The 21478-nt window shown below is 70.8% G+C and carries 24 protein-coding genes; 18 read left to right on the top strand and 6 right to left on the bottom strand.

Features of this window, described 5'->3' with window-relative positions:
• A partial coding sequence (locus tag VIP82_RS11730) for an ABC transporter ATP-binding protein (protein ID WP_331908740.1) occupies positions 1-802 on the top strand: 802 nt, incomplete at its 5' end.
• Positions 799-1605 carry an energy-coupling factor transporter transmembrane component T family protein gene (locus VIP82_RS11725; protein ID WP_331908738.1) on the top strand — a complete coding sequence of 269 codons (807 nt, stop codon included), beginning with the start codon at positions 799-801 and terminating at the stop codon, positions 1603-1605. The genes VIP82_RS11730 and VIP82_RS11725, both read left to right, overlap by 4 nt.
• An 11-nt stretch (positions 1606-1616) precedes the next feature.
• Here VIP82_RS11725 and VIP82_RS11720 read toward each other — a convergent pair whose 3' ends face one another.
• From VIP82_RS11720 to VIP82_RS11710, 3 genes are all read right to left on the bottom strand, one after another.
• Positions 1617-2123, bottom strand: coding sequence for an SRPBCC domain-containing protein (locus tag VIP82_RS11720; protein WP_331908736.1), 507 nt, complete (start codon positions 2121-2123; stop codon positions 1617-1619).
• Positions 2120-2845 (bottom strand): phosphotransferase, encoded by a 726-nt coding sequence (locus VIP82_RS11715; protein WP_331908734.1) that lies wholly within the window; start codon positions 2843-2845, stop codon positions 2120-2122. Before VIP82_RS11715 ends, VIP82_RS11720 begins: the two co-directional genes overlap by 4 nt.
• Before the next feature lie 120 nt (positions 2846-2965).
• Positions 2966-3316 (bottom strand): DUF488 domain-containing protein, encoded by a 351-nt coding sequence (locus tag VIP82_RS11710; protein ID WP_331908732.1) that lies wholly within the window; start codon positions 3314-3316, stop codon positions 2966-2968.
• Between the two features lie 151 nt (positions 3317-3467).
• On the opposite strand from VIP82_RS11710, the gene VIP82_RS11705 reads away from it, so the two are divergent.
• Genes VIP82_RS11705 through VIP82_RS11690 form a run of 4 tightly spaced genes read left to right on the top strand, consistent with a single transcriptional unit; the run spans position 3468 to position 6314 of the window.
• Positions 3468-4229 (top strand): SDR family NAD(P)-dependent oxidoreductase, encoded by a 762-nt coding sequence (locus VIP82_RS11705; RefSeq protein WP_331908730.1) that lies wholly within the window; start codon positions 3468-3470, stop codon positions 4227-4229.
• Positions 4230-4249: 20 nt separating this feature from the next.
• A complete protein-coding gene (locus tag VIP82_RS11700; RefSeq protein ID WP_331908728.1) occupies positions 4250-5026 on the top strand; it encodes an enoyl-CoA hydratase/isomerase family protein in 777 nt (258 codons plus the stop codon).
• 17 nt (positions 5027-5043) lie between these two features.
• The gene (locus VIP82_RS11695; RefSeq protein ID WP_331908726.1) at positions 5044-5883 is read left to right on the top strand and encodes an SDR family oxidoreductase; all 840 of its coding nucleotides are present in this window, start codon (positions 5044-5046) and stop codon (positions 5881-5883) included.
• 44 nt (positions 5884-5927) lie between these two features.
• Positions 5928-6314, top strand: a complete 387-nt coding sequence (locus tag VIP82_RS11690) for a VOC family protein (protein WP_331908724.1) — start codon at positions 5928-5930, stop codon at positions 6312-6314.
• Between the two features lie 36 nt (positions 6315-6350).
• Here the strand turns inward: VIP82_RS11690 and VIP82_RS11685 are convergent, their stop codons facing one another.
• Genes VIP82_RS11685 through VIP82_RS11675 form a run of 3 tightly spaced genes read right to left on the bottom strand, consistent with a single transcriptional unit; the run spans position 6351 to position 8323 of the window.
• On the bottom strand, positions 6351-7241 hold the full coding sequence (locus tag VIP82_RS11685) for a Cof-type HAD-IIB family hydrolase (protein ID WP_331908722.1): 891 nt from the start codon (positions 7239-7241) through the stop codon (positions 6351-6353).
• A complete protein-coding gene (locus tag VIP82_RS11680) occupies positions 7241-7879 on the bottom strand; it encodes a LysE family translocator (protein ID WP_331908720.1) in 639 nt (212 codons plus the stop codon). Before VIP82_RS11680 ends, VIP82_RS11685 begins: the two co-directional genes overlap by 1 nt.
• A gap of 9 nt (positions 7880-7888) precedes the next feature.
• Positions 7889-8323 (bottom strand): GNAT family N-acetyltransferase, encoded by a 435-nt coding sequence (locus tag VIP82_RS11675; protein ID WP_331908744.1) that lies wholly within the window; start codon positions 8321-8323, stop codon positions 7889-7891.
• Between the two features lie 157 nt (positions 8324-8480).
• Between VIP82_RS11675 and rlmN the strand changes: the two genes are divergently transcribed.
• The 12 genes from rlmN (at position 8481) to VIP82_RS11615 (ending at position 21379) form a co-directional block, all read left to right on the top strand.
• Positions 8481-9722 carry a dual-specificity RNA methyltransferase RlmN gene (gene rlmN, locus VIP82_RS11670; protein WP_331908718.1) on the top strand — a complete coding sequence of 414 codons (1242 nt, stop codon included), beginning with the start codon at positions 8481-8483 and terminating at the stop codon, positions 9720-9722.
• Positions 9723-9790: 68 nt separating this feature from the next.
• Positions 9791-11413 carry a DUF4407 domain-containing protein gene (locus VIP82_RS11665; protein WP_331908716.1) on the top strand — a complete coding sequence of 541 codons (1623 nt, stop codon included), beginning with the start codon at positions 9791-9793 and terminating at the stop codon, positions 11411-11413.
• 227 nt (positions 11414-11640) lie between these two features.
• Complete coding sequence (locus VIP82_RS11660) at positions 11641-13374, top strand: ABC transporter ATP-binding protein (RefSeq protein ID WP_331908742.1); 1734 nt, start codon at positions 11641-11643, stop codon at positions 13372-13374.
• The gene (locus VIP82_RS11655; protein WP_331908714.1) at positions 13371-15518 is read left to right on the top strand and encodes an ABC transporter ATP-binding protein; all 2148 of its coding nucleotides are present in this window, start codon (positions 13371-13373) and stop codon (positions 15516-15518) included. Before VIP82_RS11660 ends, VIP82_RS11655 begins: the two co-directional genes overlap by 4 nt.
• A gap of 176 nt (positions 15519-15694) precedes the next feature.
• A complete protein-coding gene (locus VIP82_RS11650; RefSeq protein ID WP_331908712.1) occupies positions 15695-16708 on the top strand; it encodes an aldo/keto reductase family protein in 1014 nt (337 codons plus the stop codon).
• A 39-nt stretch (positions 16709-16747) separates the two neighbouring features.
• Positions 16748-17224 (top strand): NUDIX hydrolase, encoded by a 477-nt coding sequence (locus VIP82_RS11645; RefSeq protein WP_331908710.1) that lies wholly within the window; start codon positions 16748-16750, stop codon positions 17222-17224.
• A 78-nt stretch (positions 17225-17302) separates the two neighbouring features.
• Positions 17303-17605, top strand: coding sequence for a hypothetical protein (locus tag VIP82_RS11640; protein ID WP_331908708.1), 303 nt, complete (start codon positions 17303-17305; stop codon positions 17603-17605).
• Complete coding sequence (locus tag VIP82_RS11635; protein WP_331908706.1) at positions 17602-18831, top strand: hypothetical protein; 1230 nt, start codon at positions 17602-17604, stop codon at positions 18829-18831. Before VIP82_RS11640 ends, VIP82_RS11635 begins: the two co-directional genes overlap by 4 nt.
• 84 nt (positions 18832-18915) lie before the next feature.
• Positions 18916-19527: a hypothetical protein gene (locus VIP82_RS11630; RefSeq protein WP_331908704.1), complete on the top strand. Its 612-nt coding sequence runs from the start codon at positions 18916-18918 to the stop codon at positions 19525-19527.
• Positions 19517-20086 carry a hypothetical protein gene (locus VIP82_RS11625; RefSeq protein WP_331908702.1) on the top strand — a complete coding sequence of 190 codons (570 nt, stop codon included), beginning with the start codon at positions 19517-19519 and terminating at the stop codon, positions 20084-20086. The genes VIP82_RS11630 and VIP82_RS11625 overlap by 11 nt, the downstream gene beginning before the upstream one ends.
• The gene (locus VIP82_RS11620) at positions 20076-20924 is read left to right on the top strand and encodes a hypothetical protein (protein ID WP_331908700.1); all 849 of its coding nucleotides are present in this window, start codon (positions 20076-20078) and stop codon (positions 20922-20924) included. The genes VIP82_RS11625 and VIP82_RS11620 overlap by 11 nt, the downstream gene beginning before the upstream one ends.
• 92 nt (positions 20925-21016) lie before the next feature.
• The gene (locus VIP82_RS11615; protein ID WP_331908698.1) at positions 21017-21379 is read left to right on the top strand and encodes a VOC family protein; all 363 of its coding nucleotides are present in this window, start codon (positions 21017-21019) and stop codon (positions 21377-21379) included.
• Positions 21380-21478: the final 99 nt, after the last annotated feature.

Genomic DNA, 21478 nt, shown 5'->3' with positions numbered 1-21478 from the left:
GCTCGCCGCCGCCGGCGTGTGGGTGCCGGGTCGCCCCGTCGACCTGCCGGTCCTGCCCGGGGCACCGGCCGGCGCGGCCGCGGCGGTGGCGGCATCCGCTCTCTCGATCTCCCGCGACGGTCGGACCGTCGTGCGGGCAGGGCTGGATCTCAGCGTGCCGCGCGGGGCGGCGACGGTGATCACCGGCCCCAACGGCGTCGGCAAGTCCACCCTCGCGCTGACCCTCGCGGGGCTCCTGCCCGAGGCGGCGGGTGAGGTTGTCGCGGCGCCGGAGCTCGCAGGCCGCTCGGGCCGACGCCCGTCACGGTGGACCTCGCGCGAGCTGCTGACCCGAATCGGCACCGTGTTCCAGGAGCCGGAGCACCAGTTCCTCGCCTCGACCGTGCGCGACGAGCTCGCGATCGGGCCGCGCTCGCGCGGCGTCGGCGCGGACGCCGTCGGCGTGATCGTCGACGAGCTGCTCGAACGCCTGCACCTCGCGCCGCTCGCCGCCGCGAACCCCTTCACGCTGTCGGGGGGACAGAAGCGCCGGCTGTCCGTCGCGACCGTGCTCGCCGACGCACCGCCCGTGATCGTGCTCGACGAGCCGACGTTCGGGCAGGACCGCCGCGGCTGGATCGAGCTCGTGCAGCTGCTGCAGTCCGAGATCGCCGCCGGCACGACCGTCGTCGCCGTCACGCACGACGAGGACGTGCTGCGCCACCTCGGCGGCCGCCGCATCGACCTCGGTGCGGGGCCCTCCCTCCCGGAGGCGCCGTCCGGCGCACCCGGACGCACGCGGCCCGTGGGGGCGGGGTTGTGACCGCCGTCGACGCGCGCACCGACGCGCCTGACATCGGAGTCGAGCGGGCGGCCTGGCTCGACGGTGTGAACCCGGTGACCAAGATCGCGCTCGCGCTGCTGCTGTCGGTGCCGCTGCTCGCCTCGATCGACGTGACGAGCGCGCTCGTGGCCATCGGACTGCAGCTCGCCTGCATCCCGCTGACGGGCCTCGGCGCCCTGACGGTGCTGAAGCGGATGCTGCCGGTCCTCGTCTTCGCCCCCGTCGCGGGCGTCAGCATGCTGCTGTACGCCGAGCCGGGGGGAACGGTCTACTGGTCGTTCTGGTACGCCACGATCAGCGACGACTCGATCGCGCTCGCCGTCGCGGTGTGCCTGCGCGTGCTCGCCCTCGCCCTGCCGACGATCCTGCTGTTCGGCCGCACCGACCCCACCGAGCTCGCCGACGCCCTCGCCCAGGTCGCGAAGCTGCCGAGCCGCTTCGTGCTCGGGGTGCTCGCCGGCGCGCGCACGCTGGGCCTCTTCCTCGACGACTGGCGCAGCATGGGGCTCGCGCGTCGCGCGCGCGGCGTGGGCGACAGCGGCGCGATCCGGCGCTTCTTCTCCATGGCATTCGTGCTGCTCGTGTTCGCCGTGCGGCGCGGTACCAAGCTGGCGATGGCGATGGAGGCCCGCGGCTTCGGCTCCGGCATCCCGCGCACGTGGTCACGTCCCTCTCGGCTCCACCTCCGTGACCTGGTGGCACTGCTCGGCGCCGCCGCGATCATGGCCCTGGCGATCGCCGCCGCGGTCGCCGCCGGCACATTCCGCTTCGTCTGGTCCTGAGTTCGGCCCGCTCAGTCGGCGGCGACGAGACGCTCGTAGGCGGGCTGCAGGGCGGGGAAGTAGTCGTCCCACGAGACGGTGCCGGCGTCGAGACCGGCCTGCGCGGCGACGAGCCGGTCGAGGTAGTACTCCCAGCCAGGACCGATCGAGCCGACGTCCTCACCGGGGTTCAGGCGCTGGCCGAACGTGAGGATCGTGTCGCCCGGTGCCTCTTCGGCGAGCTCGAACCAGAGATGCCAGGCGCCGCCGTCCGCCGACGTGTCGCCCGCGAAGCGCCGGGGCGGGTCGCATTCGAGGATCGTGTACTCCTCGCCCGCGGCATCCTCGGCCTCCGCCGTCATGTAGAACGTGACGTGCCCGCTCGACGGGTCGCCGTCCCAGCGCCCGATCCAGCGCTCGAGCCGCGCCGACTCGGTGAGCTCGCGCCAGATGTCATCTGCGGTCGCGCGGAAGCGCCGCAGGATGACGAGGTTCGGATGGCCGTCGATCTTGCAGACGTTGCCGGTGATCTCGGTCATGTCGCGTTCCACAGCTCTCGGTAGTACGACAGGCGCTCACGGTCGGGCTCGACACCGTACGCCTCGATGAGGGCGTCCTCCCATCCCTCGCCATAGTTCCACGCCGTCGACATCGACGCCACGGCGATGTCGGCCCAGCGGTCGCCCACGCCGAGGGCGCCGAGGTCGACGTGCCCGCTCCAGCGGCCGTCGTCGCCGATGAGCGTGTTGGGGCAGCAGGCGTCGGCATGGCAGACCACGAGCCGGTCGACCGGCGGCGGCTCGCGCAGGGCATCGGGAACGCGGATGCCGCGGCCCGCGGCGTTCGCGATGCGCGAGGGTACGCGCCAGTCGAACGGACAGTCGGCGACGGGCAGGGCGTCGTGCAGGGCCCGCAGACCCTCGCCGACGGCGCGGACGGCGGTGGCGGGCTCGGCGACCCAGCGCTCGTGGACGGCCGAGAGCCCCGGGAGCGCCGCCGTCACGAGGTACTCGTGGGTGTCGTCGCCGCCGACCTCGAGCAGGAGCGGCACCCGGGCGTGCGGCTGCGCCCACGCCAGGCGCGCGGCCTCGCCGGCGAACGAGGTCTCAGCGTTGCGCGGACCGTGCTTGATGAAGCGGCCGTCGTCGGTGCGGAAGGTGATGCCGCCGTACTCGTTGCGCCAGACCGGGGTGAGCTCGGCGCCGCGCGCGAGCCGAGCGACGGTCTCGGACACGGTGACGGGTTCGGCGGGAATCGACACGCCTCCATCCTGCCCGCTCGCCGGTTCTGCTCGCCTGTCACGATTCGCGGTGATCTGACAGACCGTGACAGGCGAGCGGGACGGGAGCGCCGCGCCGGGTGACGACGAGCGCTCGGCGGCTCACGCCTGGAGCGCCTCCCGCAGGATCACCGCGTGGTTGTGCTCCTCGTCGGCCACGGCATGCAGCAGTGTGACCACGGGGTGCGCCGCGAGATCGGCGCGCAGCGCCGCGACGGCGGTGCGGGCGGAACCCTCGAGCTCCGCCCGGTACGCGGACTCGAAGTCGTCCCACGACAGGCCGTCGTGGTGGAACGCCGTGCGCAGGGCGGTCGAGGGTGCGACATCCTTCGCCCAGAGGTCGAGCTCGGCGCGCTCCTTGGAGAGTCCGCGCGGCCAGAGCCGGTCGACGAGCACGCGCATTCCGTCCTCCGGCGCCGGTGGGTCGTACACGCGCTTCAGCCGGATCTCCATAGGCGCATTCAACCGGGTCCGCCGCCGCCGGTCGAGTGACCGTGTGGCGGCACGACTAGCCTGGGTCGTGCGCCGACCGGCATGACCTGGGACTCAGTCCCGCGTATGCTGATACGCGGTTCCGCAGCATCCGGACTTCGAAGGAGAATCCATGGACCTCACGGGTGCCTCCGCGCTCGTCACCGGCGGTGCGAGCGGCCTCGGCCTCGCCACCGCCCGCCGCCTCGCCGCAGCCGGCGCGGCGGTCACGATCGTCGACCTGCCGTCCTCGGCCGGCGCCGATGTCGCCGCAGAGCTCGAGGGAGCGTTCGCGCCGGCCGACGTCACCGATGCCGAGCAGGTGGCCGCCGCGGTCGCGACGGCCGCGGCATCCGGTCCCCTCCGCGTCGTGGTGAACTGCGCCGGCATCGCGCCGCCCGCGAAGGTCCTCGACCGCGACGGCAACCCGTCGCCGCTGGAGGGCTTCGAGCGCATCGTGCGCGTCAACCTCATCGGCACGTACAACGTCATCGCGCAGGCCTCCGCCGCGATCGCCAAGACGGAGCCGACGGCCGACGGCGACCGCGGCGTCATCGTCAGCACGGCGAGCGTCGCGGCGTTCGACGGGCAGATCGGCCAGCCCGCGTACGCCGCGTCGAAGGGCGGCGTGCACGCGATGACGCTGCCGATCGCGCGCGAGCTCGCGCGCTACGGCATCCGCGTCGTGACGATCGCCCCCGGCATCATGGAGACCCCGATGCTCATGGGGCTGCCGCAGGCCGCGCAGGATTCGCTCGGCGAGCAGGTGCCGTACCCGCAGCGGCTCGGCAAGCCCGACGAGTACGCGCGGCTGGTGATGTCGATCGTCGACAACGGCTACCTCAACGGCGAGACCATCCGCCTCGACGGTGCCATCCGGATGGCCCCGAAGTAAGCACCGACCGCAGGAGAACCATGAGCGACTCGATCCTCGTCACGCGCGACGGCGCCCTCGCGCGCGTCACCTTCAACCGGCCCGCGTTCCTCAACGCGATGGGCTTCGAGATGGGCCGTCGCTGGCGCGATGTCGCCCACGAGATCACGTCCGACGACTCGGTCGGCGCGGTGATCCTGGATGCCGCGGGCCCGGCCTTCTGCGCCGGCGGCGACGTGCTCGAGATGGCGACGTCGGGTGCGTCCGGCCCCGACGTCACGGGCGCCGCGCAGACCATCCATGACGGCATCCGCACGTTCGTGGAGTCCGACAAGCCCATCGTCGCGGCCGTACAGGGCGCGGTGGCGGGTGGCGGGCTCGGGCTCATGCTCACCGCCGACTACATCGTCGCGTCCGAGCAGTCGAGGTTCGTGAGCAAGTACGCGAACATCGGGCTGACGCCCGACCTCGGCGTCTCGACGCTGCTGCCGGCGGCGGTCGGCCAGCGCCGCGCGCTCCAGCTGCTATTGCAGGACCTCACGATCGACGCCGAGACGGCGCTCGACTGGGGCCTGGTCACCGAAGTGGTGCCCGCGGCCGACGTCGCGGCCCGCGCCGAGGCGGTCGCCCGGTTCTGGCTCGACAACGCCACCGGCGCCTTCGGTCAGGCGAAGCGGCTGGTCCGCACCGGGGCGGGGCGCTCGTTCGTCGAGAACCTCGACGACGAAGCCGCCTCGATCGGCGCCCGCTTCGACACGCAGGAGGCCCGCGCCCGTGTCGCGGCCTTCGCGGCGGCATCCGCCAAGTCCCGTTCCTGACCCGAGGAGAACCCGAGATGAGCGACAAGCCCCTGGCCGGCAAGACCATCCTGATGTCGGGCGGCAGCCGCGGCATCGGCCTCGCGATCGCGCTGCGCGCCGCGCGCGACGGCGCCAACATCGCGCTGCTCGCCAAGACCGACACGCCACATCCCAAGCTCGAGGGCACGGTGCACTCGGCTGCCGAGCAGATCCGCGCCGCCGGCGGGAACGCGCTGCCCATCGTCGGCGATGTGCGCAACGACGACGACGTCACCGAGGCCGTGCTCAAGACGCAGGGGGAGTTCGACGGCATCGACATCGTCGTCAACAACGCCTCGGTCATCGACCTGTCGCGCTCCCTCGAGCTCGATGCGAAGAAGTACGACCTCATGCAGGACGTCAACGTGCGCGGCACGTTCATGCTCTCGCGCGCCGCCATCCCGATCCTGAAGGATGCCGAGAACCCCCACATCCTCTCGCTCTCGCCGCCGCTGAACCTCTCGCCGAAGTGGCTGGGCGGCCACACCGGCTACACGCTCGCGAAGTACGGCATGACGATGGCGACCCTGGGGCTCGCGGCGGAGTTCGCGTCGTCCGGCATCGCCGCCAACACGCTGTGGCCGCGCACGACCATCGCGACCGCGGCGGTGCAGTTCGCGCTCGGCGGTGACCGCATGATGAAGGTGAGCCGCACGCCGGAGATCTACGCCGACGCCGCGTACGAGATCTTCACCCGGCCGGCGCGCGAGTACACCGGCCAGACGCTCATCGTCGAGGACGTGCTGGAAGCAGCCGGCGTGACCGACTTCTCGGGCTACGCGGCCGTCCCGGGAACCCCGGACTCCGCCCTGTTCCCCGATATCTTCCTGGACTGAGCGGTCCCTTTCGAGACCCCCCAGGGCGACGTAGGGTGGGCCCCATGGGGGTGCGGAGCCTGTTCCCGATCCTGCTGGTGCGAGACCTGCCGGAGCTCGTTCGGTTCTACGAGAGCGCCCTCGACGCGACGGTGTCGTACCGGTTCGGCAGCGGCGACGAGGACGACTACGTGTCGCTGCAGGTCGGCGAGACGTCGCTCGGCATCGGCCGCGACCCCGACGCCCTGCCGCCGTCGGTGGGCGACCGCGTCGCGCTGTGGTTCTACGTCGACGACGTGGATGCGACGTACGCGGCGTGGGTGCGCGCCGGCGGGCGGGCCGAACAGGCGCCCGCAGACATGCCGTGGGGCGAACGGGTCGCGCAGGTGCGCGACCCCGGCGGCACCCTCGTCAACCTCGGGGCGGAAGCCGCGCACCCCGAGCAGCCCTGACACTGCGGCCGGTCGCCTCGCAGAGCGGCGACCGGATCAGATGAGGCCGAGCCGCCGGAAGGCGTGGGCGATGCCGTCGTCGAGGACGTCGGTCGTGACCATGTCGGCGAGCTCCTTGAGCTCTGGCTGCGCATTGCCCATCGCCACCGCGACGCCGCACACCTGGAACATCTCGACGTCGTTCCAGCTGTCGCCGACCGCGACGGCGTCCGCGGCATCCATCCCGAGGTTCTCGAGCAGCAGCTCGATCGCCGAGCCCTTGGTCGTGCCGCGCTCGCTGATCTCGCCGTTCGAGCCGCCGGGCAGCGGCATGCTGCCGGGGACGATGAGGAACTCGTCACCCAGGTCGGCACGGAGTTCGTCGATGCCCTCCTCGTGGTCGCTGACGAACACGGCCTTGTCGATGCGGTCGAGGTCCGCCTCCTCCACGCCGGGAAACGTCCGCTGCGCGAGGCCGACGAGCGAGTCCTCCGGGCGGACCTCACGCCCCGCCCGCACGCGCGCCTCGAGGGCGACGGCGTAGTCGCGCATCAGCTCGGCCATGTCGTCGCTCGCGTAGACGCCGTCACGGGTCTGCAGGAAGTAGCGGATGCCGCGGCTTTGCAGCGCCGTCAGCATCCGGCTCGTCGCCTCCGGCGACAGCGGGCGTTCGACGACCACCTCGCCGTCCGACGTCACGAGCGCGCCGGAGTTCGTGACCGCGCCGTCGAAGCCGATCTCGGCCACGACCGGATGGATGTCGGCGGCCGATCGTCCGGTGCTGAGGTACACGAGATGCCCGGCCGCGCGTGCGGCGCGGACAGCGCCCGGCGTCGAGGGGGAGATGTGCGATCCGTGCTCGAGGATCGTCCCGTCGACGTCGAGGAAGATGATGCGCCGACCGGCCGCTCGCCGCGGTCCGGCATCCGAGGTGGTCGAAGAGTCCATCAGTGCTTGTTCCCGGTGAAGAGGAGGATGCCGCCGAGGCCGATCATCAGGCCGCCGCCGGTGGCCGAGAGTGTCGAGATGCGCTTCGGCGAGCGGCCGAACCAGGTGCGGGCACCGGCCGCGACGAGTGCCCAGATGCCGTCGGAGATGAGTGCGATGACGAAGAAGACGAGACCCAGCACGATCATCTGCAGAGGCACCATGCCCGCGTTCAGGTCGACGAACTGCGGCAGGACCGCCACGAAGAACGCGATGGTCTTCGGGTTGGTCACGCCGACGATGAACCCCTCGCCGAGCTGACGCCAGGCGGACCGGGGCAGGACGCCCCCGTTCGCCTCGGCGGCGGCGCGGTGGCGGTGGCGGATCGCCTGGACGCCGAGGTACATGAGATAGAGCGCGCCGGCGACCTTGACGATCGTGAAGAGCACGATCGACTGGGCCACGATGCCGCCGACGCCGAGCGCGACGAGGCCGATGACCGGCAGCAGGCCCAGTGCGTTGCCGAGCACGCTGAGGAGCCCGCCCATGCGTCCCAGGGCGAGCGCGCGCCCGATCGTGAACAGCACGCTCGGGCCGGGGATCACGATCAGGACGAGCGCGGCGAGCGTGAAGGCGAGAAGGTTCTCGAGCGGGACCACACGGCGAGCCTAGCCGCGACGCCCCTGGTCGAGCCGCTTGCGCAGGAACACCTGCTCGGTGCCGTCGTCGCCCGACACCCGCTGCGTCTCCGCATATCCGACGCGTTCGTAGAGGCGGATGTTCGCCTCGCTCAGCGATCCGGTGAACAGCTCGGCCTCGGTGGCGCCCCGGTCGGCGCCGCGTCGCTCGACGGCCTCCAGGAGTGCGCTGCCGATGCCCTCGCCCGCGCGGTCCGGGGCGATGGCGATGCGGCCGACGAGCAGCAGGTCGCCGTCGACGCGTGCCCGCAGCGCCCCGACCATGCGGGTGCGGTCGAGGGCGACGACGCCGAGGTTCTCCTCCAGCTCGGACTGCACCTCCTCCAGCGTCTGCGTGAGCGGCGGCATGTCGGGCGTCCCGTAGATGAGGGCCTCCTGCACGAACGCCGCGCGCTGCAGCGTCATCACCTCGCCGGCATCGCCGGGCTCGATCGGCCGGATCGTCACGTCGCTCTTGTCAGTCACGCCCGCCACGCTAGCCGGGCCGGCCGGCCGCGCGACGGGGGTTGCGAGATGCGCCGGCATCGGCATCCGTCCAGGCGCGTCCCCTACCCTGGTTTTCATGACCGATTCGCCCGTGCGCGCCACGAAGCCCAGGCAGGTGCGTCCGGCGACCGAAGGATGGACCCAGAAGAAGGATGCCGAAGGCCGGCCCCTCCTGCAGTTCGCCAGCCCCAAGCGCGGCAAGCCGCCGGTGCACCTCGCCGACTTCACCCCCGAGCAGCGCGTCGAGAAGGTCAAGGAGCTCGGGCTTCCCGGCTTCCGGGCGAAGCAGCTCGAGAAGCACTACTTCCAGCACTGGACCCACAACCCCGCCGACATGACGGACCTCCCCGCCGAGGGCCGCGAGGAGTTCGTCCACGGCATGCTGCCGCCCCTCCTCACGGAGGTGCGGCGTCTCGAGACCGACCGCGGCGACACGATCAAGTTCCTGTGGAAGCTGCACGACGGCGCCCTCGTCGAGTCGGTGCTCATGCGCTACCCCGGACGCATCACCCTGTGCGTCTCGAGCCAGGCCGGCTGCGGCATGAACTGCCCGTTCTGCGCCACGGGACAGGCGGGCCTCACCCGCAACATGTCGGCGGCGGAGATCGTCGAGCAGATCGTGCGCGCCAACCGCCTCATCGCCGACGGCGGGCTGGGCGGCAAGAAGAAGGACGACCACTCCGCCGAGCGGGTGTCGAACATCGTCTTCATGGGCATGGGCGAGCCGCTCGCGAACTACGCGCGGGTCATGCAGGCCGTGCGTGTCATGACCGACAAGCAGCACGGTCTCGGGATGAGCGCCCGTGGCATCACCGTGTCGACGGTCGGACTCGTTCCCGCGATCACGAAGCTCGCGAACGAGGACATCCCGGTGACCTTCGCCCTCTCGCTGCACGCGCCCGACGACAAGCTCCGCGACGAGCTGATCCCGGTCAACTCCCGCTGGAAGGTCGACGAGGCCCTCGACGCCGCCCGCGCCTACTTCGACAAGACCGGACGCCGCGTGTCGATCGAGTACGCGCTCATCAAGGACATGAACGACCACGGCTGGCGCGCCGACCTCCTGGCCGAGAAGCTCAACGCGCGCGGTCGCGGCTGGGTGCACGTGAACCCGATCCCGCTGAACCCGACCCCCGGCTCGATCTGGACGGCATCCGACGTGCCGGTGCAGAACGAGTTCGTCCGGCGCCTCAACGACGCCGGCATCCCGACGACCCTCCGCGACACCCGCGGCAAGGAGATCGACGGCGCCTGCGGGCAGCTGGTCGCCACCGAGGAAGACGAGGCGGTCGCGGCCGTCACCCCGCTCGAGGAGTGAGCGCACACCGGCTCCTCGCGCGGCCGAGACTCACCTGTCGCACAGGTTGGCCTGTCTAGGGTGTCCGGATGTCATTCTCCGCACACCGGCCGGGCAGGTTCGGCTCCGACGGCCGCATCGAGTTCGAGACGGACGACGAGACGCGCGGCGACCTGTACCTCGACGACGTGCGCGCCCAGCAGGCGGCAGGCGAGCCGGGTGACGGGCGTCTCGACGCCGACGGACCCGAGGACCCGTACCCGGTGACGCGCGATCTGCTCGAGGACGCGCTGGCGATGAACCCGACACAGCCGGTCGCGGTGGTCGAGGACCGAGTGGTGGATGCCGAGCCGGCGGCGACCGCGGAGACCACCCCGATCGGGGAGTGGGGCGCTGCGGCGGAGCCGGATCCGACCCCCGAGCGCCCTGTCGTCGAGGAGCCCGCGCCCATGGAGGCCGCTCCCACGCGCCCGGGTCGCTCGAAGCGCGTCGCGCGCCGTCGCGAGCGCGGCTCGGGCTGGCGCAGGCTCGCCGTGCTCGGCGGCGCGGACGCGTCGGTGCTCGACCAGGTGCCCACCGAGACGCCCCGCTTCGTGCAGATGTTCTTCGTGATCGCCGGCACCGCGCTGATCTCGGCGATCTCGATGTACTTCGCGCTGACCACGGGTGTCCGGATCGTCGCGTGGGGTGCGCTGCCGCTCGCGATCGTGTGGGCGCTGATCATCTTCAACCTCGACCGCTTCCTCACATCGACCATGCGCTCGACGCACAGCGTGGGCCGGCTGATCGGGCTCGCCATCCCCCGCGTGATCATGGCGGCGGTCATCGGCATCGTCGTCGCGGAGCCGCTCGTACTGCAGATTTTCCATAACGACATCGCCCGCGAGGTGACGGCGACGAACATCGTGCAGGCGCAGTCCGATCAGGACGCGGTCACCGACGGACCCGAGAAGCAGGCACTGGATGCCGCGAGCGCGCGTGTGGCGGCGCTCGAGAGCCAGGCGGCGAGCGGTGTCGTCGAGGGTGCCGAGACCACGTCGGCGGCGACGGCCTCAGCGCAGCAGACCGTGGACGACCTCACCGCGAAGCTCGCCGCCCAGCAGCAGGTGATCGATCAGGCGCGCGCGATCTACCAGTGCGAGCTCACCGGCCAGGGCGCCGGCGAGGTCGCGGGCTGCAGTGGGGTCGCGGGGGAGGGCGCGAGCTCGGGCGCCGCGCAGGATCAACTCGCCCAAGCGCAGGCGTCGTACGACGACCTCGCCGCCAAGCTGCGCACCGCCGAAGCCGATCTCGCTGCGGCGCAGGCCGCCGGCACCGCGGACGCCGGCGCATCGGAGGCGCAGAACAAGCAGCAGGCGCAGGATGAGCTGCCCGCTGCGCGGGCGCAGTACCAGGCCGCGCTCGCCGCGTACGACGCGCGGGCAGCGGAGGTCGCGGGCGGCAACGCCGGGGCGGTGGGCCTGCTGAGCCAGATCGGCGGGCTCGAGCGCCTGTCGCAGCGCGAGCCGACGCTGGCGTGGGCGCACTGGCTCATCGCCGGGCTGTTCTTCATGATCGAGCTGCTGCCCGTGCTCGTGAAGGTGCTGACGAGCTACGGGCAGCCGTCGCTCTACGAACAGGCCGACGCCTTGCGCCGCCAGGTGGCGCTGGATCGCGTCACCGCGCGCAGCTGGCGCGAGCGTGCCGACATCGCCCAGGGCGGGGAGGCCTGACCCGCGGCATCCGTCGCTCGTCGGCCGTGGACCGGCGTGGCATCACGCGATATATCGTGTTAGAGTGACGGCCGGGCGGCCCGGGAATGCCGTCCGAATCGGCCGTTCGCCCTCCGTGAACGGGACTGCCGCGATGTCGGCGGCCCGTGCCATGGTGGGGTCGGCACACCATGACCACCGCATCAGGCGGTGATTCGTCGTGGCCTCGTCACGTCTGGGAGAAGTCCGTGCTCGCCAAACTCCTCGTCCGCTATCTCAAACCATCCGGCTGGCTGCTGCTCGGGGTGCTGCTGTTCCAGTCCGCCTCCGCCCTCGCCTCGCTCTACCTGCCCAGCCTCAACGCCGACATCATCGACAACGGCGTCGCCAAGGGCGACACCGAGTACATCTGGCGCACCGGCGCGGTGATGCTGACGGTGTCGCTCGCTCAGATCGTCGCCTCGATCATCGCCACCTACTTCGCGGCGCGTGCGGCGATGAAGCTCGGCCGTGACGTCCGCGACGACATCTTCGAGCGCGTCTCGGGCTTCTCCGAGCGCGAGGTCACCGGCTTCGGCGCCGGCTCGCTGATCACCCGCAACACGAACGACGTGCAGCAGGTGCAGATGCTCGCGATGATGGCCGCCACGTTCCTCGTGACGGCGCCCCTGCTCGCGATCGGCGGCATCATCCTCGCCGTCGAGCAGGCCGCGAGCCTCGCCTGGATCATCGCCGTCGCGGTGCCCGTGCTGCTCGTGGTCGCCGGCATCGTGATCGCCCGGATGGTCCCGCTGTTCCGCAGCTACCAGGGCAAGCTCGACGGCGTGAACAGGGTGATGCGCGAGCAGCTCACCGGCATCCGCGTCATCCGCGCCTTCGTCCGCGAGCCCATCGAAGAGGAGCGATTCCGCGAGGCCAACACCGAGATCATGGTCGTCGGACGCAAGGTCGGCTCGCTCTTCGTGGTGCTGTTCCCCGCCGTCATGCTGATCCTCAACGTCACCGTGATCGGCGTGATCTGGTTCGGCGGCATGCAGGTCGACTCGGGCGAGATCCAGATCGGCACGCTGTTCGCCTTCATGCAGTACGCCATGATCATCCTCTCGGGCGTCATGATGGCGAGCTTCATGACGCTGATGATCCCGCGCGCCGCGGTGTCGGCGGAGCGCATCGGCGAGGTGCTCGACACGGCTTCGTCTCTCGCGCGGCCCGCGGACGCGCCCGCCGAGTTCCCCGCGCCGGGCACCGTCGAGTTCAAGGACGTCGCCTTCACCTACCCGGGTGCCGAGCACCCCATCCTCTCGGGCATCAGCTTCCGCGCCGAGCCGGGTGAGACCGTCGCGGTCGTCGGCTCGACCGGCGCGGGCAAGACCACGCTGATCTCGATGATCCCGCGTCTGTTCGACGTGACGGACGGTGTCGTGGAGGTGGGCGGCCTGGATGTGCGGCGCGCCGACCTCGACGCGCTCTGGGCCACCATCGGGCTGGTGCCGCAGCGGCCGTTCCTGTTCTCGGGCACGATCGCCTCGAACCTGCGGTTCGGGCGTGAAGAGGCGACGGATGCCGAGCTCTGGCATGCGCTGGAGATCGCCCAGGCCAGTGACTTCGTGAGCCAGATGAACGGCGGGCTCGACGCCCCGATCTCGCAGGGCGGCACCAACGTGTCGGGCGGTCAGCGCCAGCGCCTCGCCATCGCCCGGGCGATCGTGCACGAGCCGCGCGTGCTCGTCTTCGACGACTCGTTCTCGGCGCTCGATCTCACCACCGACGCGAGGCTGCGGCAGGCGCTGTGGCGGGAGCTGCCGGACGTCACGAAGATCGTCGTCGCCCAGCGCGTCTCGACGATCACCGATGCCGACCGCATCATCGTCCTCGACGACGGCGGCATCGTCGGACTCGGCACGCACGAGCAGCTGCTCGAGACGAGCCAGACCTACCGCGAGATCGTCGAATCGCAGCTCGGAGCGGAGGTCGCCCGATGAGCGCCGACAACCAGTCCCACACCGACGAGTCCACCGCCGACAAGTCCACCAGCCGCCGTCGTGCACGCGACGCCATCGCGGAGCTGAGCCCCGAGGAGAAGCTCGAGATCGAGCTCGGCGAACAGGCCCGCATCTCGGCCGACGACTGGAGCGGCGCCGTCGCCCCGGGCAAGGCCGCCCACTTCGGGCCCTCCTTCCGTCGCCTCATCGGGCTGCTGCGTCCCAACGCGGTCGGCTTCATCTTCGTGTCGATCCTCGGCTCGATCGGCGTCGTGCTGGCCGTGCTCTCGCCGAAGGTGCTCGGCGAGGCGACCAACATCCTCTTCGAGGGCGTCGTGTCGTCGATGGCGCCGGCGGGCGCCACCCAGGAGCAGGTCGTCCAGGGTCTCGCCGACAGCGGCCAGCAGGACCTCGCCAACATGGTCGCGGCCATGGAGCACTTCGATCCCGGCGCCGGCGTCGACTTCATGGCGCTCAGCCGCGTGCTGCTCATCGTGCTCGCGCTGTACTTCGCGTCATCGCTGCTGATGTGGGTGCAGGGCTACGTCATCAACGTGATCATGGTGCGCGTCATGTGGCGCCTGCGTGAAGACGTCGAGGCGAAGATCAACCGCCTGCCGCTGCGCTACTTCGACAGGGTGCAGCGCGGCGAGCTGATCTCCCGCGTCACGAACGACATCGACAACATCACCCAGATGATGCAGCAGTCGCTGTCGCAGGCGCTCACGAGCGTGCTCACCGTGATCGGCGTGCTGATCATGATGCTGACGATCTCGTGGCAGCTGACCCTCGTCGTGCTCGTGAGCTTCCCGCTCATGGCCGTGCTGTTCGGCGTCATCGGACCCCGCTCGCAGAAGGCGTTCGGAATCCAGTGGCGCAAGGTCGGCCGCCTCAACGCGCGCGTCGAGGAGTCGTTCTCGGGCCACGCCCTCGTCAAGGTCTTCGGCCGCGAGCAGGCGTCCCGTGAGGCGTTCCGGGCCGAGAACGAGGAGCTGTACCAGGCCTCCTTCAAGGCGCAGTTCCTGTCGAACATCATGATGCCCGCGATGATGTTCATCGGGAACCTGACCTATGTCGGCATCGCGGTCTTCGGCGCGCTGATGGTGGCGAGCGGCCAGCTGCGCCTCGGCGATGTGCAGGCGTTCATCCAGTACTCGCAGCAGTTCACCCAGCCACTGTCGGAGCTGGGCGGCATGGCCGCGGTCGTGCAGTCCGGCACGGCGTCGGCCGAGCGAGTGTTCGAGCTCCTCGACGAGAGCGAGCAGGAGCCCGACGCGCAGGACGCCCCGGCGCCCGTCGAGGGCGACGGCACGATCGAGTTCCAGGACGTCGCCTTCTCGTACACGCCCGAGCATCCGCTGATCCACGACCTGTCGTTCCGGGTGGAGCCGGGCCAGACGGTCGCGATCGTCGGTCCGACGGGCGCCGGCAAGACGACGCTCGTGAACCTCCTCATGCGCTTCTACGAGCTCGACGGCGGCCGCATCCTCCTCAACGGGCAGGACATCGCGCAGCTCACGCGGCGCGACATCCGCGCCAAGACGGGCATGGTGCTGCAGGACCCGTGGCTGTTCGCCGGCACGATCCGCGAGAACATCCGCTACGGCCGCGCCGACGCCACCGACGACGAGATCCTCGCCGCCGCGCGGGCGACGTACGTCGACCGCTTCGTGCACTCCCTGCCGGACGGCTACGACACGCTCCTCGACGAGGACGCGTCGAACATCTCGGCCGGCGAGAAGCAGCTCATCACGATCGCCCGCGCATTCGTCGCCCAGCCGTCAGTGCTGATCCTCGACGAGGCGACGAGCTCCGTCGACACCCGCACCGAGCTGCTGCTGCAGCACGCCATGGCGGCGCTGCGCGAAGGCCGGACGTCCTTCGTCATCGCGCATCGCCTCTCGACGATCCGCGACGCCGACCTCATCCTCGTGATGGAGAACGGCGGGATCGTCGAGAAGGGCACGCACGACGAGCTCATCGTCGCCCAGGGCGCGTACTTCCGGCTGTACAACTCGCAGTTCGAGCAGGCGGCCACCGATCTCGACGAGGAGGCGCGTGCGCTCTCCGAGGCCGACCACGGCGAGCCGTCGGCCGCGGCCGGCGGTGACGCCGTCGAGGACGAGTCCGCCCGCGTCGTCTGATCCCCTCCGGATGACGGATGCCGCGACCGGTGCTCACGCGCCGGTCGCGGCATCCGTTCGTCTCAGTTGCCCACCCCGACCGCACACCTGTCACGAATCGGGGACGAGACTCACCATTCGTGGCCGGCGAGCAGGATCGCGCCGAGGGCCCCGCCGAGGCAGGTAGCGTTTTCCTCATGGTCAATTACCGGTACCTCGGAAACAGCGGTCTCAAGGTCAGCGAGATCACCTACGGCAACTGGGTCACCCACGGCTCGCAGGTCGACGACTCGGCCGCCATCGCGACGGTCCACGCGGCACTGGATGCCGGGATCACCACGTTCGACACCGCCGACGTGTACGCGAACACCGTCGCGGAGGAAGTGCTCGGCAAGGCGCTCACGGGTCAGCGCCGCGAATCACTCGAGATCTTCACCAAGGTCTACTTCCCGACCGGTCCCAAGGGCCCCAACGACACCGGCCTGAGCCGCAAGCACATCTTCGAGTCGATCAACGGATCGCTGAAGCGCCTCGGCACCGACTACGTCGACCTGTACCAGGCGCACCGCTTCGACCATGAGACGCCGCTCGAGGAGACGTTCCAGGCGTTCGCCGACGTCGTCCGGCAGGGCAAGGCGCTCTACATCGGCGTCTCGGAGTGGACGGCCGAGCAGCTGCGCGAGGGTCACGCGCTCGCCAGGAGCTACGGCGTGCAGCTCATCTCGAACCAGCCGCAGTACTCCGCGCTGTGGCGCGTGATCGAGGGCAAGGTCGTGCCGGCCTCCGAGGAGCTCGGCATCTCGCAGATCGTGTGGTCGCCGATGGCCCAGGGCGTGCTCTCGGGCAAGTACCTGCCCGGTCAGCCGGTGCCCGAGGGCTCCCGCGCCACGGACGAGAAGAGCGGCGCGGGATTCATCAAGTCCTTCCTCCGCGACGAGGTGCTCCAGGCGGTCCAGGGACTCAAGCCGGTGGCCGAGCAGGCGGGGCTGTCGATGCCCCAGCTCGCCATCGCCTGGGTGCTGCAGAACAAGAACGTCGCGTCGGCACTGGTCGGGGCATCGCGTCCCGAGCAGCTCGCCGAGACGGTCAAGGCCTCGGGCGTCGTGCTCGACGCCGACACCCTCGCCGCGATCGACGCCGCCCTGGGCGACGTCGTCTACCGCGACCCGGAAGACACGTACACCGTGTCGCCCGAGACCCGCCTGGTCTGACCCCGCAGCCTCGAGAACCCGGCGACCTCAGGAACCGAGATGGCGATCACGAGCGCCGGCATCCTCCTCTACCGGATCGCGCCCGAACCCCAGGTGCTCATCGCGCACATGGGCGGGCCGTTCTGGGCGAGCAAGGATGCCGGCGCCTGGTCGATCCCCAAGGGCGAGTTCACCGAGGGCGAGGAGAGCGCGCTGGATGCCGCACGACGGGAGTTCCGCGAAGAGCTCGGCATCGACCCGCCCGAGCCGCCGTACGCCGAGCTCGGCACGTTCGCATACTCGTCGGGCAAGCGGGTCACGGTGTTCGTGGCCGACGGATCGGGGTTCTCGCTCGACGGCCTGGCGTTCGGCGAGTTCGAGCTGGAGTGGCCGCCGCGGTCGGGGCGGACGGCGCAGTTCCCCGAGGTGGACCGCGTGGAATGGACCGACCTGGATCCCGCCCGCGAGCGCCTGGTGAAGGGCCAGCGTCCGGCGATCGACGCGCTCGAGAAGCATCTCGCCGACGCGTCGGACTGAGCATGGGGACTTCTCCCCATCGTGCCGAGGCGTGGGCTCTTCGTATGCTGGTCGACGACCGTGGGGGAAGGTGTGGCGATGACCGATGGCGTGCAGATCCCGCTCGGCTCGATGGCGGCGCTCAGCGACGCGCTGCGTGACATCATCGCCGAGTTCGAAGCCGCCGGTTCGCGCACCGGTGCGCTCGTGGAAGCGATCGGCAGCCCGCAGGGCGACAGCCGTCTCGCCCGGGCGGCGGAGGATTTCGAGTCGGAGTGGGACGACAAGCGAGAGACGCAGCGACGCAATCTCGAAGAGATGAAGAAGCGGCTCGATGACGCCCACGAGGGCTGGGTCGAGGCCGACCTCGAGCTGGCGCGGAGCATGGAGGCCTCGGAGTGACGGAGAACTCGTACATCTACTCCCGCGAGGAGATGCCCGACACCCCCGGCGGCCGCGACGTCCGTCAGATCGAGGGCAGCCCCGGCGTGATCTCCAGCCGCGCCGCCGACATCGAGGCGCTCGGCGACAAGATGGCGCGCGCAGCGGCGACGCTGCAGCTCTTCGCCGACGGGACCGTCGGCCGGGGAACCTCGTTCGAGGCCATTCGCGAGCAGGCCAAGGAGGTCTATGAGGACCTCGAGGTGGCGGCGCGTCGGTATCGGCCGAGCGGGGTCGCGCTTGCGACGTACGCGACGGCCCTGAGCGCGGTGCAGTCGGCGACCGACTGGCGCGTGGACGGGGCGCGTCGCACGTGGCCCGACGTCCGGGACGCGTCGTGGGCGCTGAGCGCCGCCGAGCGCGATCAGGACGAGTTCGATCGCAACGAGGATCGCGAGGTCGAGCAGACCGGGCCGCGGCCGACCGCATCCGATGAGCAGAGCGCGTTCGACTCCGCCGTCGAGACGTGGGAGGCGTACTGGAGCGGCTACGACGCCCCGGTCGAGACGTGGGAATCGGCATACGAGACGGCCTGTTCGAGCCTGGAGCGCACCAACGAGAACGGCGTCTCGGACGGTTTCTGGGACAACTCCATGCCGTTCGTCGAGACGATGCTGACCGTCCTGCTCGTGGTCGGCGTCATCCTGCTGGTCGTCGCGTTCGTCGTCACCGGGCCGCTGGCCCTGCTGGCCGGAGTGCTGGCCGCCGTGGCGGGCGTGCTCAGCCTTCTCGGCGAGATCGCCAAGCTGAACGCCGCTCGCGGGGACTGGGGCAGCGTCGCGCTCGCCGCGGTGTCGATCATCCCGTTCGGAAAGCTCGCCAAGCTCGCCAGCCTGGCCGATTTCGCGCAGATCGGCGCTCGGTTCCCGCGCCTGTCGGGCGCGCTGCGCCTGGGGGGCAGCGAGTTCCTGGACTTCCACGGGTCGCTCAACGCGTTCCTCACGCGTCGGATCCCAGATCTGTTCGAGGGTGCCCACGGCCTCAACTCGCAGAACCTGATGCGCGTCATCCACATGCCGGCCTTCCTCGCGCAAGGGAACGAATGGGTCGGCGGCTGGCGTGCGGGCTGGAACGCGCTCGCGGGCAACCCGCAGAACATTCCGGAAGCGCTCGGCGGCTCGGTCGACACCATGCTCAAGTTCATGGGCATCTTCAAGGACGGCAGCGAGAAGCTCGCGACCGTATAGAGCTAGGCTCATCGACGGTGTGGCGGCGTCCGAGCCGCTGGGACGGCCGCGCACCGAGCCGATCGCGCGTCAAAGGGAGATCTCATGTCGTTGCGTGCCGAGCTGATCGGCGAGACGCCCGAGATGCCGGGTTTCGCGGTACTTCTCCCCGAGGGCTGGGAGGCGGCCGATGCCGGGCTCTCCGGGCTGACCGACCGATATGCGGCCGTCCTCGACGGCTTCCCCGACAGCACGCGGGCCGTGGTGCGCACTCGTATCGAGTCGATGCTCGCGGCCGCGCGCGTCGAAGCCGCGAAGGCCGACATCGTCCGGGTCTTCGCCCCGTCCGGGCTCGACCCGGAAGAGTACGTTCCCGTCAGCCTCGTCGCGTCGTGGCTGACCGCCCCGTCCGGCGGCTCGATCCAGGATGTCGGAGCCGGGCTCATCGCCCGGCGCGGTGCCACCCCGCTGGACGCGGGCGGGTCGATCCTGCGCTGGAGCCTGAACACATCGGCCGACGTCGAAGGTGGCGAGGTCGAGGTGGCGGGAAACGGGTACCTGCTTCCCGTGCCGGGGAATCCTCGGCGGGCGCTGATGTTCCGATCGCAGATCCTGCGATCCGCAACCGGCGCCACCATCCCCGACGAGGGGATCGCCGCCATGTCACTCGTCTGCGACGCCATCGTCGCGAGCGTGAGGTGGCGCCGTGCCGCGTGAGGTCGAGATCCACGCGGATCCGGATGTGTGGGCGCTCGTTCCGTCGTCGATCGACGATGCGCCGGCGTGGGTCGGGCAGCAGGCGGCGCGCGGACCGGAGGGTGTAGGGGAGCGCATCGCCGATGCCGCACGACTGGCCCTGATGACCGCGACGGGCGGTGAGCTCAGCGTCGGGCTGTTCCTCTGCGTTCCGGAGGCGGAGCTCTACGGACTGCTCGGCATCGTCGTGCTGGACGACGTTCCTGCGCCGGACGGTGCGGACGGCGCAAGAGAGGTCGCCGAGGCACTGCTTCCCTCGCCGTGGCCGGCAGAGGTGATCGCGGTCGAGCTCGGGCATGCCCGGGGATGGCGGGTGAGCGTGCTCGACCCCGAGGGCGCGACCGGCGACTCCGTCGCCACACCGCAGACGGTGTCGACCGCGTACGTTCTCGACGTGCGCGGGCGCTGCGCTGTCGCGGCCTTGACGCCGCTGATCCCGCTCGCCGCCGCCGCCGCACAGGTGCTCGCCGAGCGGGCGCTGATGACCCTGGATGTGAAGGAGGCCACGGTTGGTCGATGACGAACTGGTCGGGCAGATCGCGACGGCCCGGCGTCAGATCGCGCCGTCGCTGCCCAAGCACGCCGATGCGAAGTCGGTCGAACGCGCCGCGTTCTCGGCGGTCGGGCGCAACGAGCTCGGTCTGCGCATCTGGTCGGAAGCCCGAGAAGCGGGCGAGGCGGCCAAGCGGAGCAAGCGCGCGGCGCTGCAGAAACGCTATGGCCCGCGCAACCCGCACGGCTGGCTGCCGTTGGTCGCGCTCGGCGGGGCGCTGTGCGCCGCGGTCGCTGCGGCGCTCACCAGCGGACTGCGGACCGACCCGGCGGAGATGACCGTGGCGACGACCGTGCTGGCGCTGGTCGCGGCGGCGGCGAGTCTCGTGGTGTCGATCGCAGCGGCCGGCAGGCCTCTGAACCGCTCGATGATCCGCATCCACGGGGTGCTGACGGTCGCGTTGGTGATCGCCGCAGCGTTCGTGCTGAGCCGGGGGACGGATGCCGCCGCCTGGATCGTCGCAGCGAGCGCCGTGGTCTCCGTCATCGGGATCGTCGTCATCCTGCTTGCGCGGGCTCGCGACCGCGCGGGAACCGAGGAGATGGACACCGCGCTCAACGTGGCCGTCGCCGACATCGGGCCGGACCTCCGAGCGGCTTCGCAACGTCTGCAGGCGCAGGTAGCGGACGAGCTCGGCGCCGAGGACGCGGCACGCATCGTCGAGATCCGCACGGCGCTCCTCGCTGATCTCGCCTCGGAAGGGATCCACCTCGCACCGGTGGAGCCCTCCGTGCCCGCGGGCAGCGTCATCATCGACGATCTCGTCCGCAGTTGGCTGCCGGAGGCACAGCGCCGCGAGGTCTGATGCCGGCCGTGATGTCGTGCGCGCGGGCCTCTTGTGGGCCGCACGCCGGGCGGCCAGACTGACCCGGTCGGATCCGCACGAGAGGAACCACCATGGCTCACGGCGACATCACGCACATCGACATCCCCGTCACCGATCTCGGCAAGGCGACGGAGTTCTATTCGAGCCTGTTCGGCTGGCAGATCGCGGAGGTGCCCGGCTTCGAGGGCTACCCGATGTGGCAGGCGCCCAACAAGATCTCGGGGGGCGGCCTCGCGCCGCGCGAGGACGGCTTCACTCAGCCCCGCTCCTACGTGGAGGTCGACTCGATCGATGAGACCGTCGCGGCGGCGAAGGACGCCGGCGGCACCGTGCTCATGGAGAAGAGCCAGATCTCTCCCACGAGCTGGTGGGCCGTGATCGGGGACCCCGACGGCAACGCGATCGGTCTCTACGAGGGCATGACCGAGAGCTGACCCCGGCCGCGGGTCGGGCGGCCGTGCGCGGCAGCTCCCGGCGAGCGCGCCATCGGAGCACGGCGCCCTCGCGGGGAGCGGCGGCGCTCGGGCACGGGC

Source organism: Microbacterium sp. (assembly GCF_036566905.1).
In the GTDB taxonomy this organism is placed as follows: domain Bacteria; phylum Actinomycetota; class Actinomycetes; order Actinomycetales; family Microbacteriaceae; genus Microbacterium.
This window is presented reverse-complemented; position numbering and strand designations above follow the sequence as displayed.

Excerpts from the sequence above, each read along its gene's own strand:
- VIP82_RS11655 (WP_331908714.1), top strand. The coding sequence starts at position 13,371 with ATGAGCGCCGACAACCAGTCCCACACCGACGAGTCCACCGCCGACAAG.
- VIP82_RS11690 (WP_331908724.1), top strand. The coding sequence starts at position 5,928 with ATGGGGGTGCGGAGCCTGTTCCCGATCCTGCTGGTGCGAGACCTGCCG.
- rlmN (WP_331908718.1), top strand. The coding sequence starts at position 8,481 with ATGACCGATTCGCCCGTGCGCGCCACGAAGCCCAGGCAGGTGCGTCCG.
- VIP82_RS11710 (WP_331908732.1), bottom strand. The coding sequence starts at position 3,316 with ATGGAGATCCGGCTGAAGCGCGTGTACGACCCACCGGCGCCGGAGGAC.
- VIP82_RS11650 (WP_331908712.1), top strand. The coding sequence starts at position 15,695 with ATGGTCAATTACCGGTACCTCGGAAACAGCGGTCTCAAGGTCAGCGAG.
- VIP82_RS11640 (WP_331908708.1), top strand. The coding sequence starts at position 17,303 with ATGACCGATGGCGTGCAGATCCCGCTCGGCTCGATGGCGGCGCTCAGC.
- VIP82_RS11685 (WP_331908722.1), bottom strand. The coding sequence starts at position 7,241 with ATGGACTCTTCGACCACCTCGGATGCCGGACCGCGGCGAGCGGCCGGT.
- VIP82_RS11705 (WP_331908730.1), top strand. The coding sequence starts at position 3,468 with ATGGACCTCACGGGTGCCTCCGCGCTCGTCACCGGCGGTGCGAGCGGC.
- VIP82_RS11675 (WP_331908744.1), bottom strand. The coding sequence starts at position 8,323 with ATGACGCTGCAGCGCGCGGCGTTCGTGCAGGAGGCCCTCATCTACGGG.
- VIP82_RS11630 (WP_331908704.1), top strand. The coding sequence starts at position 18,916 with ATGTCGTTGCGTGCCGAGCTGATCGGCGAGACGCCCGAGATGCCGGGT.
- VIP82_RS11645 (WP_331908710.1), top strand. The coding sequence starts at position 16,748 with ATGGCGATCACGAGCGCCGGCATCCTCCTCTACCGGATCGCGCCCGAA.
- VIP82_RS11665 (WP_331908716.1), top strand. The coding sequence starts at position 9,791 with ATGTCATTCTCCGCACACCGGCCGGGCAGGTTCGGCTCCGACGGCCGC.
- VIP82_RS11720 (WP_331908736.1), bottom strand. The coding sequence starts at position 2,123 with ATGACCGAGATCACCGGCAACGTCTGCAAGATCGACGGCCATCCGAAC.
- VIP82_RS11700 (WP_331908728.1), top strand. The coding sequence starts at position 4,250 with ATGAGCGACTCGATCCTCGTCACGCGCGACGGCGCCCTCGCGCGCGTC.
- VIP82_RS11695 (WP_331908726.1), top strand. The coding sequence starts at position 5,044 with ATGAGCGACAAGCCCCTGGCCGGCAAGACCATCCTGATGTCGGGCGGC.
- VIP82_RS11615 (WP_331908698.1), top strand. The coding sequence starts at position 21,017 with ATGGCTCACGGCGACATCACGCACATCGACATCCCCGTCACCGATCTC.